Origin of the sequence: Pseudomonas sp. BJa3, assembly GCF_026343815.1 — a bacterium.
GTDB classification, from domain to species: Bacteria; Pseudomonadota; Gammaproteobacteria; order Pseudomonadales; family Pseudomonadaceae; genus Aquipseudomonas; species Aquipseudomonas soli.
Window position 1 is genome coordinate 1 of the sequence record NZ_JAOXMC010000013.1, and the last position, 10,544, is coordinate 10,544.

12 protein-coding genes are annotated in these 10,544 nt (G+C 66.3%); 3 read left to right on the forward strand and 9 right to left on the reverse strand.

Annotation, left to right across the window (positions count from 1 at the left end):
• Positions 1-248: 248 nt before the first annotated feature.
• A complete protein-coding gene (locus tag OH705_RS17250) occupies positions 249-800 on the forward strand; it encodes an isochorismatase family protein (RefSeq protein WP_267302608.1) in 552 nt (183 codons plus the stop codon).
• A gap of 110 nt (positions 801-910) precedes the next feature.
• Entirely contained in the window at positions 911-1,879 is a 969-nt protein-coding gene (locus OH705_RS17255; RefSeq protein ID WP_323873494.1) for a DUF1615 domain-containing protein, read from the forward strand.
• Positions 1,880-1,960: 81 nt separating this feature from the next.
• Here the strand turns inward: OH705_RS17255 and OH705_RS17260 are convergent, their stop codons facing one another.
• The 9 genes from OH705_RS17260 to OH705_RS17300 form a co-directional block, all read right to left on the reverse strand.
• The gene (locus tag OH705_RS17260; protein WP_267302609.1) at positions 1,961-2,830 is read right to left on the reverse strand and encodes a metal ABC transporter substrate-binding protein; all 870 of its coding nucleotides are present in this window, start codon (positions 2,828-2,830) and stop codon (positions 1,961-1,963) included.
• The gene (locus tag OH705_RS17265) at positions 2,827-3,726 is read right to left on the reverse strand and encodes a metal ABC transporter permease (RefSeq protein WP_023633107.1); all 900 of its coding nucleotides are present in this window, start codon (positions 3,724-3,726) and stop codon (positions 2,827-2,829) included. The genes OH705_RS17260 and OH705_RS17265 overlap by 4 nt, the downstream gene beginning before the upstream one ends.
• Positions 3,726-4,472, reverse strand: a complete 747-nt coding sequence (locus OH705_RS17270; RefSeq protein ID WP_267302610.1) for a metal ABC transporter ATP-binding protein — start codon at positions 4,470-4,472, stop codon at positions 3,726-3,728. The genes OH705_RS17265 and OH705_RS17270 overlap by 1 nt, the downstream gene beginning before the upstream one ends.
• Positions 4,469-5,380: a metal ABC transporter substrate-binding protein gene (locus tag OH705_RS17275; RefSeq protein ID WP_267302611.1), complete on the reverse strand. Its 912-nt coding sequence runs from the start codon at positions 5,378-5,380 to the stop codon at positions 4,469-4,471. Before OH705_RS17275 ends, OH705_RS17270 begins: the two co-directional genes overlap by 4 nt.
• 10 nt (positions 5,381-5,390) lie before the next feature.
• The gene (locus OH705_RS17280) at positions 5,391-5,960 is read right to left on the reverse strand and encodes a DUF6162 family protein (RefSeq protein WP_038706327.1); all 570 of its coding nucleotides are present in this window, start codon (positions 5,958-5,960) and stop codon (positions 5,391-5,393) included.
• Positions 5,957-6,274, reverse strand: coding sequence for a hypothetical protein (locus OH705_RS17285; RefSeq protein WP_028692195.1), 318 nt, complete (start codon positions 6,272-6,274; stop codon positions 5,957-5,959). Before OH705_RS17285 ends, OH705_RS17280 begins: the two co-directional genes overlap by 4 nt.
• Positions 6,271-6,807 carry a hypothetical protein gene (locus OH705_RS17290; protein ID WP_038706326.1) on the reverse strand — a complete coding sequence of 179 codons (537 nt, stop codon included), beginning with the start codon at positions 6,805-6,807 and terminating at the stop codon, positions 6,271-6,273. Before OH705_RS17290 ends, OH705_RS17285 begins: the two co-directional genes overlap by 4 nt.
• Positions 6,804-7,988 carry a PepSY-associated TM helix domain-containing protein gene (locus OH705_RS17295; protein ID WP_267302613.1) on the reverse strand — a complete coding sequence of 395 codons (1,185 nt, stop codon included), beginning with the start codon at positions 7,986-7,988 and terminating at the stop codon, positions 6,804-6,806. Before OH705_RS17295 ends, OH705_RS17290 begins: the two co-directional genes overlap by 4 nt.
• A gap of 114 nt (positions 7,989-8,102) precedes the next feature.
• Positions 8,103-9,296 (reverse strand): PepSY-associated TM helix domain-containing protein, encoded by a 1,194-nt coding sequence (locus OH705_RS17300; protein ID WP_023630533.1) that lies wholly within the window; start codon positions 9,294-9,296, stop codon positions 8,103-8,105.
• 247 nt (positions 9,297-9,543) lie between these two features.
• Here OH705_RS17300 and OH705_RS17305 point away from each other — a divergent pair, with 247 nt between their 5' ends.
• Positions 9,544-10,527, forward strand: a complete 984-nt coding sequence (locus tag OH705_RS17305; protein ID WP_267302614.1) for a TauD/TfdA family dioxygenase — start codon at positions 9,544-9,546, stop codon at positions 10,525-10,527.
• The last annotated feature ends 17 nt before the right edge of the window (positions 10,528-10,544 follow it).

The window sequence follows — 10,544 nt, forward strand, 5'->3', positions numbered from 1 at the left end:
GGCATCCATGCCCGTCACCTCCCTCCGCAAGACCTCCGTTCGGCCTCCTGAAGTCGCGAAGTTACGGGCGGCGCCTGGGCTGACGCAGCTGTCGCTAGCTGGGTAGGGCGCTAGACTCCTGATCGGCAACGGCAACGGCAACGGCAACGGCAACGGCAACGGCAACGGCAACTTGCCCAGGTGCTGCTTTGATTGACGTAATCCCGCGCCTGGGTAAGGCTAGCCCTTTTCCAGGCATGAGGCTGACAATGCTGATCGATCCTCGCAAGGCCACGCTGTTGGTCGTCGATATCCAGGAAAAGCTCATCGGTGCCATGAGCGACCCCGAGGGCACTGCGGCCCGCGCCCGCTGGCTGCTGGCGGCAACCGCCGAACTCGAACTGCCCACCGTGATCTCCGAGCAATACCCCAAGGGCCTGGGCCACACCCTGGCCGCCCTCAAGGCCGCGGCGCCAGCCGCTGAGGTCGTCGAGAAAATGCACTTCTCCTGTGTCGCCGCCGAATGCCTGCCGCCCAGCCTGCTGGCGCGCGAGCAGGTGATCGTCTGTGGCATGGAGACCCATGTCTGCGTGCTGCAGACCGTGCTCGGCCTGCTGGCCCTGGGCAAGCAGGTGTTCGTGGTCGAGGATGCCTGCGACAGCCGCACTCCGGCCAGCAAGGCGGCGGGCCTGGCGCGCATGCGCGATGCCGGGGCGCAGGTGGTCACCCGCGAGATGGTGCTGTTCGAATTGCTGGGCAGCTCCAGCCATCCGCTGTTCCGCCAGATCAGCAAGACCTACCTGGTGGGGGAGCAACCCTGAACGGGCGTCTGTGGGCCTTCGGGCTGCTGGCGCTCGGTCTGCTGCAGGGCTGCGCCGGGCGCCGCGAAGAGGCACCGGAGGCCGATCCGGCCAAGGTCCGCGCCCAGCTCATGCGCCTGCTGCCGGCCCAGGTCAAGGACCGTCAGGGTTGGGCCGAGGATATCCAGGTGGCGTTCCAGGCCCAGGGCATCAGCCCGAGCAAGAGCAACCTGTGCGCCGTGCTGGCAGTGACCGAGCAGGAGTCCACCTTCAACGCCGACCCTCAAGTGCCAAACCTGGGGCGCATTGCCCGGGAGGAGATCGACCGCCGGGCGGCTCGGCTGCATGTGCCTCGGCTGCTGGTCGATGGCGCCCTGAGCACGCCTTCGGCCAACGGCAAGACCTACCAGCAACGCCTGCTCGCCGTACGCAGTGAAAAGCAACTGAGCGCCCTGTACGACGAGGTGATCGGTGGCCTGCCGCTGGGGCGTTCGCTGCTGGGCGGGCTTAATCCGGTGCGCACCGGCGGGCCGATGCAGGTCAGCGTGGATTTTGCCGAACAGCACGCCAAGGGCTATCCCTACGACCACCCGGGCAGCATTCGCCAGGAGGTGTTCAGCCGCCGTGGCGGGATGTACTTCGGCATCACCCACCTGTTGGGTTATCCCACCCATTACCAACGCCATCTTTACCGCTTCGCTGACTTCAACGCCGGTTGGTACGCCAGCCGCAACGCGGCGTTCCAGGCGGCGCTAAGCCGAGCCAGCGGGGTGCCGCTGGCGCTCGACGGCGACCTGATTGCCCCTGGTGCGATCATGCCCGGCACCACCGAGCAGGCGGCGCGCAAGCTGGGGGCGAAGCTGGGGTTGCGTAATCCGCAGATCAGGGCGCAGTTGGAGAAAGAGAATGACCTGGCGCTGGAGGAGACCGAGCTCTACCGCAAGGTCTTCGCCCTGGCCGAAGCCAAGGCCGGCAAGCCCTTGCCAAGGGCGGTGCTGCCTGGGATCGAGCTGAAAAGTCCGAAGATCACTCGCAAGCTGACCACGGCGTGGTTTGCCGGCAGGGTGGATGAGCGTTATCAGCGTTGCATGAAGCGCTGAAGCGGTCGCAGCGTGGGAGAGGGCTTGCCCCGCGACAGGGCCGGCATTGCAATCGCGGGTGCAATCCCGCCCCCATGTCGATCAGCCCTGACCGAGCGCCTTGACCACCTGCTCGACACTGGCCTTGAGCCCGGCTACGGTATCGTCCGCATCGCTCTCTACCACCAGCAGCTTGGCCCCGGTGGCGGCGATCACTTCGGCTACCTTGGCATCCGGCTGGCGATGGTGCAGCACCAGCGCCACGTCCTGCGCCTTGAGGTTGTCTCCAAGCGCCTTGAGCGCCGCTTCATCCCACTTGTCGTCGGCTGGCAGCGCCTGCTCGACCACGTCCAGGTTCAGCCCGCTGGCCAGGTAGCCCAGGCGTTCGGACAGGCTGACCACGGTCAGGTTGTCGACCTCGGCCAGGCGCGTCTGGCTGTTGGCGGTCAGCTCCAGCATCTGCCGCTTGATGTTGGCCAGGTTGGCCTGGATCTTCGCTTTGTCCGCTGGCGAGAGGCGCTCCAGGTCATTGGCCACCACGTCGGCCATGCGCCCCAGGTTGGTCGGGTTGAGCCAGGGGTAGGCGGCGAAGGCTTCGTCGCCCTTGACCGCGATACCGGGCAGGGCGCCGTCCACCGGGCGCGCGGCGTCGATCTCGACGATGCGGATGTTGCTGCGCCGGGCCATGGGGTAGAGCGGGTCGTCGCGCCAGATCGAGCGCACGCCGATCACCGCGTCGGCCTGTTGCGCCACCTTGTGCAGGCTGGCGCCGCCACGGCCGCTGAAATACGAAGGTTGGCGGCTGGCCGGCAGGTTGGCCGGGGCGGCGCGCTTGAGCTGCACCGAGGTGCCGTCGAGCAAGGCGCTGGCCAGGCTGTGGGTCACCGGCAGGGTGGTCAGTACTTCGGTGGCGCCCGCCAGCAGCGGCATGCCGCTCAGGGCCAGGGCCAGAGTGAGTCTCTTCAGGGTCATGCCGGGTTTCCTTGCAGGCGTGGGACGAGGGCGCGGGCCAGGGCGCAGAGGGCGAAGCAGATCCCGGCGACCAGGATGATCGCCGCGCCCGAGGGCACCGGCAGGTCGAAGACGATCGGCAGCAGGATGCCGAGCAACGTGCTGAGGGTGGCGATGATCACCGAGACGAAGAAGAAGCCCTTGAGCGACTGGCTGACCAGCCGCGCCGCCGCCGCCGGGATCACCAGCAGGGCGCCGACCAGGATCGCGCCGATCACCTTGACCGAGGCCACGGTGACCAGGGTCACCAGCACCACGAAAAGGTAGTCGAGGGTCTTCACCGCCACCCCGCGCACCGCCGCCAGCTGCGGGTTGAAACTGGCCAGCATGATGCGGTTGTACAACGGCAGGGCCAGGGCCAGCACCAGCACCGCGACGATGCCCAGCACCAGCAGGTCGTGGGCGCTGACGGTGAGCACCGAGCCGAACAGCACGTTTTCGAGGATGTGCACGTTGATCTTGCCGGCCAGCATCAGCAACAGGCTCGCGCCCAGGGCCAGCGACACCGAGAGGAACACGCCGATCAGGGTGTCCGGCGACAGGCCGGTGCGGTTGCGCAGGAAGTTGAGCAGGATGCCGAACAGCAGGCAGTAGCCGAACAGGCTGCCGTACGGGCCGGTGTAGGGCTCGCCGAGCAGGATGCCGATGGCAACTCCGGTGAGCGCCGCGTGGCCGACCGCCTCGGAGAAGAAGGCAAAGCGCTTGACCACCACCAGGGTGCCCAGGCCGCCGAGGACCGGGCCGATCATCAGGCCCGCCAGCAGGGCGTTGACCACGAAGCCGTAGGCCAGTGCCTCCGGCAGATAGCCAGCCGTGGCCCAGTCCTGGACCAGCTGGCGCAAGGTTTCGAAACTCATCAGGCAAGGCTCTCGCTGCGCGGGTGAACGGAGAACAGCCCGAGCAGGCGCTCGGGAGTCAAGGCCTGGGCCGGCGGGGCGTCGAACAGCACCTGACGGCTCAGCCCGGTGACGCGGTCGGCCATGCGCAGCACCGCTTCGAGGTCGTGCTCGATCCACAGCACGGTGGTGCCGGCCTGGCGCCAGCCGTGCAGCAGTTGCTCGAACACCTGGATACCGGCCTCGTCGAGGGCCGACATCGGCTCGTCCAGCACCAGCAGCTGCGGCTCGGGGATCAGCCCTTGGGCCAGCAGCACGCGCTGGCGCTCGCCGCCGGAGAGGGCGCCCATGCGCCGCTTGCGCTTGTCGAGCATGCCCACCCGTTGCAGCGCCGCGTCGATTTGCGGGCGCTCACGCCGCGACAGGCCAAGGAACGCCGGGCGGCGCTGGCACATGGCGGCCATGAAGTCGTCCACGGTCATCGGCAGGCCGCGGTCGAACTCCAGGGCCTGGGGCACGTAGCCGATCACCTCGCGCTCGCCGGGCCAGTGCAGGGTCAACTGGCCCTGGTGCGGCATCTGCCCGAGCAAGGTCTTGATCAGCGAGCTCTTGCCGCCGCCGTTGGGGCCGACAATGGCGTGCACGCTGCCTGGGGCGACACTGAAACGCACATTTTCGAGGATGCGCGTGCGGCCGAGGGTGAGGTCGATGCCGTCGAACTCGATGCGCGGCCCGCAGGCGCTGGTGAGGTTGGCGGCGGCGGTCATGTGCGGTTTTCCTGGATGGCCTGGACCACGGTATTGAGGTTGCGCTTCATCTCGACCTCGTATTTTTCCTTGGTGTAGTCGCCGTAGGAAATGTGGGTGAGCGGGTAGATGCGCACGCCGGACTCGCGGTGGATGGTGTCGACATAGGCCGAGGGGAAGTCCATCTCCGAGAAGATCACCTTCACGTCCAGCGCCTTGAGCTGGTCGATGGTCTTCTTCAACTGCGCCGGGCTCGGCTCGATGCCGTGGGCAGGCTCCACCACGGCGGTGACCTCCAGGCCGAAGTCACGCACCAGGTAGTCGTAGGCGGCGTGGATGGTGGCCACGCGGAAGGTCGCGTCCGGCGCCTGGGTGACCTTGGCCAGGGCCTCGGCACGCAAGCCACGCAGGCGCTTGGCGTAGGCACGGGCATTCTGCGTATAGAACTTGGCGTTGTCGGGGTCGAGCTTGCCCAATTCGCGGGCGATGTTGTTGACCTGGGCGATGGTGGCGCTGATCGACAGGAAGGTGTGCGGGTTGACCACCTTGCCGGCGCCGCGGGCGGCGATGCCGGTGGCTGCCAGCAGCGGCACGTTGGCGTTGGACTCGATGGTCCTGATGTCGGGCTTTTCGCTGGCGGCGATCATGCGGTCGGCGAAGTCGTCGTGGCCGACGCCGTTGAGCACGATCACGTCGAGACTGCCGATGCGCTTGATGTCCTCGGCGCGCGGCTCGTAGGCATGCGGGTTGAAACCGGCCGGGATCAGCGGCACCACTTCGGCCTTGTCGCCGACAATATTGCTCACGTAGCTGTAGTAGGGGTGCAGGGTGATGCCGATGCGCAGGGGCTTGCCGTTGTCGGCGAGGGCCAGGGCGGGCAGGGCGCAGGCCAGGAGCAGCGCCAGGGTGCGGCGGGCGAAGCGGAGCATGGGCAGGTCCTTAGTGACGGTGTTGGCGGGTGACCCCGGCGTCGTAGTGGGTGACGATCTGCTGCCAGCCGGCGGCGATCAGTGCATCGCTGTCCAGCGCGTCCGGGGGCAGGGCGGTGCTGTCGCGGCGCAGCCAGACATCAGGCTGGGCATCGCCGGCGGCAGGCAGGATCACCAGGAAGCTGCCGGCCACCTGGGCGTCCTGGCTGCGTCCCAGGTAGGCACCGTTGGCCAGCAACGACCACTGGTGGCTGCCGCGGCTCTGGCTGCTTGCGTCGCTGACGAAGGGTGGCAGACCCTCGGCGGCCAGGGCCTGGGCGTCCGGGGCGACGCCATTGTCCTCGCGCAGTGCGCGGATCTCCTCGACGGCCACCCACAGGTCGGTGTGGATGCCCTGTTCGGCGGCATTGAGGTCGCGGCGGGCGTCGAGCTGGTGGGCGGCGATGGCCTGTTCATCCTCGCGCTCGCCGCGCACGGCCACCACGCTTGCGGCCAGCACCACGATCAGCACGGCGGCCAGCAGCACGTAGAGGGTCTCGTGCCCGGCGCCGGCCGGGCGCACCACCTGGGCGCGGCTCATGGCGCACCGATGTCGGCGTGGTCGACTTCCACCACGTGGCCGGGGCCGGCGTCGAACAGCACATAGAACTCGCCGTCGGGGCGCTTGAAGGTCAGGGTCGAGTCGTCGCCGAGCTTGCTCGCCACCAGCACCTGTTCGTCGTAGCCGATCACGTCCAGGGTCACCCCCGGTGCGCCGCTGCCGTCGGAGAAACCGCCCTTGCAGGTGATCTGTTCGCCGTGCTCGGTGCACTCACACATGGGGTTGTGCGCCAGCGCCGGGGTGGCGGCCAGGGCCAAGAGGGGCAGGGCCAGCCTGCGCATCAGCTGTTTCATTTGTTGCCTCCTTGTTTTTCAAGCCAGGCCGCGGTGGCGGGGGATGCCTTGGCCAGCGGAACCGAGGCCTGGTACATCTTGCCGTCCCAGCCTTCGATGGTGATCCAGATGTCGGCGTCGGAACGGGTGCGTGGCGGGATCGGCAGCGAGGTGCCCATGCGCGCCGGCGCACCGAAGAAGATCGTGCCGGCGGCGCGCAGGCTGCGCGGCTTGCCCACCCGCAGGTAGATGGCCTTGGCGCCGTCGTTGCAGTTGCCGCAGGCGGCGTTGAAGGCCTTGAAGTAACCGGCCGGCCCTTCGGCACGCGGGGCTTCGTCGCGCAGCTCGGCCAGGTCCAGGGTCCAGCGCCCGACCTGGACGTCCTGGATGATGTTGGCGCCCAGGCCGCTGTCGCCGCGGAACAGGCTGGCGTCGGCGAAGTACTTGGGCATGAAGCCCAGCGGCACGAGGATCAGCAGGATGTTCAGGTGAAAGCGCCATTTCAGCCACAGCTGCTTCAGGCCGCTCGGCGGCAGGGTGTCGGTCTGGCTCAAGAGTGGGCCTCCAGGGTGATTGGGCGCGCCGGGCGTTCGCCGCGCTTGAGGGCGGCGCGGGTGGCCTGGGTGGTTCGTTTGGTCCAGATCAGCAGGCCGCTGAACACCATCAGGGTCAGCACCAGGCCGAAGAAGAACCAGATCAGCTTGATCGCCAGGCCACCGAAGTCACCGGTGTGCAGCGGACGCATGGATTCGGTGACGAACTCCAGGGCCGAGCGGTCGCCGAGCAGGAACTGGGCGTCGACGTTGCGCGTGTAGGGGTTGACCTCGGCGGTCTGGAACATCAGCGGGTACCAGCCACGGCCGCCCATGCTGTAGTGGCTGTAGGCGGTGGCGGGCAGCGAGATGAAACTGACGTCCAGGCCCGGGACCGCCTGGGTGGCGATGCGCGCCGCCTCGTCAAGGTCGATGCGTGGCGCCGGGCTGCCGTCGGGGGTTTGCGGGACCTGCTGGCGGGCGATCACCGGGGTGACGGGCTCGCTGGAAATGGTCACGTGGTTGTCGCCGAGGATCGCCTGGATCAGGAACCAGGTGCCGGTGATGGAGATCACCGCGATGAACCAGATCGACCACACGCCGGCCAGGCGGTGCAGGTCGCCCCAGAAGATCCGCCGGCCATGGCCGGTGCGCACGGGCTTGAAGAAGCCGCGCCAGAACTTCTTGTACACCACCAGCCCGGTGACCAGCGAGGCGAGCATCGGCAGCCCGAGCAGCGACACCAGGTACCAGCCCCAGCTGTAGCCGTTGGTGAAGGGCACCAGCCACCAGCCGTGCAGGGCGCGGGTGAAGGCCTCGAAGTCGAAGTCCGGGCGCTGGCCCTGGATGGCCCCGCTGTACGGGTTGACGTAGAGCAGCGCGTTGGTGCCGTCGGCGCGGGTCACCGAGGCCTGCAGGGCGAAGTGCGAACCGTCCGGCTGGTTGAAGAAACGCACCGCCAGGTCCGGTTCGGCCTTGTGCATGGCGTCGAGCACCTGCTGGTAGCTAAGGCGCTGGCTGTCGTCGTCGGGCTTGCTGGCGCGCACGTCGGCATTGGCCAGCCAGACGATTTCCTGGCTGACCACCGCGAGCATGCCGGTGAAGCAGACGATCAGGACGAAGAACCAGATCGGCAGGGCAAGCCAGCTGTGCACCAGAAACCACAGCTTGGAATTGGATTTCTTTCTCGATTGTCGGGCCATCGGTCGGTCTTCTGCATAAAAAAATACGGTCGAGTCTGTGCTCAACCTGGAGGGCTGCATAAGTAAGGACGAATGAGAATCAGAAAGCTGCCAAAGCAAATGAAAGAAAATGTTTCAAGAACTGGACGTAACCTCCGTTGCAACCGGCTGCTTGGCCGTGCGCGCCTGCTTTTGGCTGCGCTTGAGCGCGTTGGCGGTGGCCAGGGCGGTACGTTTGCTCCAGATCAGCAGGCCGCTGAGCACCATCATGCTCAGCAGCAGGCCGAAGAAGAACCAGATCAGCTTGGTGGTCAGGCCGGCGAACTCGCCGGTGTGCAATGGGCGCATGGACTCGGTGACGATTTCAACCGCCTTGCGATCGCCCAGCAGGCGGCTGGCTTCCATCTTGCCGGTATAGGGGTTGATCTCAGCTTTCTGGTACACCAGTGGATACCAGCTCATGCCGCCGATGCTCAGATGGGCATAGGCGTTGCTGGGGAAGCCGACGTAGTCGACGGTGAAACCCGGAATTTCGCGCTGGGTGATCCTGACGGCCTCGTCCGGGCTGATCATCGGCGTCGGGCTGCCGTCGGCGGTTAGCGGCACCGTCTCCCTTGCCACCACCGGCACGATGGGTTGGCTGGAGATGGCGATATGGTTGTCGGCGAGCAGGGCCTTGACCAGGAACCAGGTGCCGGTGATGGAAATCACCGCGATGAACCAGATCGACCAGATGCCGCTCAGGCGGTGGAAATCGCCCCAGAAGATTCGCGCGCCCTGGTTGAAGCGCAGGGTCGGCTTGAAGAAACCTTTCCAGAAGCGTTTATAGATCACCAGGCCGGTGACCAGCGAAGCGAGCATCGGCAGTCCGAGCAGTGACACCAGGTACCAGCCCCAGCTGTAGCCATTGGTGTGCGGCACCAGCCACCAGCCGTGCAGGGCGCGGGTGAATTCCTCGAAGTTGAACTGCGGGGGAACGCCCTGGATGTGCCCGGTGTAGGGGTTGACGTAGACCCTCAGCGTGCGGCCGTCAGGGTAGGTGACATCCGACAGCATGGCGAAGTGCGACTCGCTCAGGGTCATCAGGCTGGCCACGGCGATGCCGGGCTCGTCGCGCTGCATGGCCACCAGCAACTCGTCATAGGACAACCGCCGGGCGTCATCCGAAGGCGGATTGGCGCGGGTTTCCGGATTGGCCAGCCAGACGATCTCCTTGCTGATCACCGCCAGGGTGCCGGTGACGCAGACGATGAGCACGAAGAACCAGATGGGCAGCGCCAGCCAGCTGTGCACGAGGAACCAGATTTTCGAGCGTGACTTTTTCGACATGGGGTACGCAGTGTCAATGGCGAATTCAGGGGCGGATTGCCCGGCCGTATCAGAAAGAGACGCATGAGCAGGGCAAAACCTGATGGGTCAATTGCAAGCAAGTGTTTCCAGGTTGCCCTGTCTGTTGCTGCAGGTTCCTGCGCCGGGACTAATTTGCCTGCTTCCCGAAACGTCCCCCTATCACCGGATGCGAGCGTGCCCCTGGGCCGTCGCTCCCTTTTCCTTAGGTGTGTACAGGAGGCCCGTCATGGGTGTTGCTGTGGGATTTACAGTGCGTCCGCTATTGCCGGAGCAGGGACGTTTGCCATTGCTGGTGGAGGCCGGTGACGACGACACCAGCCTGCTGGACGTGTTCGATGAGCTCAAGGCGCTGGTGGACGAGCACCTGTTGCACGATGGCGGCATCCTGTTCCGCGGTTTCCGCCTGGAGGGCGCTGAACAGTTCCGTCAGTTCGCCGCCAGTTTCGGCCATCCGCTGCTCAACTACGAGTTCGGCTCCACGCCGCGCACCAACGTCACCCAGGGGGTCTACACCTCCACCGAGTATCCGGCGCACCAGCACATTCCGCTGCACAACGAGCAGGCCTACTCCCGCGACTGGCCGATGAAGATCTGGTTCTACAGCATGATCGCGGCGAAGTCCGGTGGCCAGACGCCGATTGCCGACAGTCGCGAGGTTTACCGCAAGGTGCCGGCGCACATTCGCGAGCGCTTCGTCAGCAAGGGCCTGATGTACGTGCGCAACTTCGGCAATGGCCTGGATGTGTCGTGGGAGGATGTGTTCAATACCGAGGATCCGCAGGAGGTCGAAGCCTACTGCAAGGCCCACGGCATCACCTGTGAATGGAAGGACGACGGTGAGCTGCGCACCCGCCAGGTATGTCAGGCTGTGGCCGAGCATCCGGTTACCGGCGACAAGGTCTGGTTCAACCAGGCGCACCTGTTCCATATTTCCAACCTGCCGCCCGAGGTGCGGGAAAGCCTGCTGGATATCGTCGACGAGGAAGACCTGCCGCGTAACGTCTACTACGGTGACGGTTCGCCCATCGAGGATGACGTGCTCGACGAGATCCGTGCGGTGCTCGAGGACTGCAAGATCAGCTTCCTCTGGCAGGAAGGCGACGTGATGATGCTCGACAACATGCTCGCCGCCCATGCCCGCGCGCCGTTCGAGGGCCCGCGCAAGGTGATCGTGGCGATGGCCGAGGGGCACTCGCTGGACCAGGCCTGACCTGTCGACGCCGGGGC

Excerpts from the sequence above, each read along its gene's own strand:
- OH705_RS17255 (WP_323873494.1), top strand. The coding sequence starts at position 911 with ATGCGCCTGCTGCCGGCCCAGGTCAAGGACCGTCAGGGTTGGGCCGAG.
- OH705_RS17250 (WP_267302608.1), top strand. The coding sequence starts at position 249 with ATGCTGATCGATCCTCGCAAGGCCACGCTGTTGGTCGTCGATATCCAG.
- OH705_RS17285 (WP_028692195.1), bottom strand. The coding sequence starts at position 6,274 with ATGAAACAGCTGATGCGCAGGCTGGCCCTGCCCCTCTTGGCCCTGGCC.
- OH705_RS17280 (WP_038706327.1), bottom strand. The coding sequence starts at position 5,960 with ATGAGCCGCGCCCAGGTGGTGCGCCCGGCCGGCGCCGGGCACGAGACC.
- OH705_RS17270 (WP_267302610.1), bottom strand. The coding sequence starts at position 4,472 with ATGACCGCCGCCGCCAACCTCACCAGCGCCTGCGGGCCGCGCATCGAG.
- OH705_RS17275 (WP_267302611.1), bottom strand. The coding sequence starts at position 5,380 with ATGCTCCGCTTCGCCCGCCGCACCCTGGCGCTGCTCCTGGCCTGCGCC.
- OH705_RS17295 (WP_267302613.1), bottom strand. The coding sequence starts at position 7,988 with ATGGCCCGACAATCGAGAAAGAAATCCAATTCCAAGCTGTGGTTTCTG.
- OH705_RS17260 (WP_267302609.1), bottom strand. The coding sequence starts at position 2,830 with ATGACCCTGAAGAGACTCACTCTGGCCCTGGCCCTGAGCGGCATGCCG.
- OH705_RS17300 (WP_023630533.1), bottom strand. The coding sequence starts at position 9,296 with ATGTCGAAAAAGTCACGCTCGAAAATCTGGTTCCTCGTGCACAGCTGG.
- OH705_RS17305 (WP_267302614.1), top strand. The coding sequence starts at position 9,544 with ATGGGTGTTGCTGTGGGATTTACAGTGCGTCCGCTATTGCCGGAGCAG.
- OH705_RS17265 (WP_023633107.1), bottom strand. The coding sequence starts at position 3,726 with ATGAGTTTCGAAACCTTGCGCCAGCTGGTCCAGGACTGGGCCACGGCT.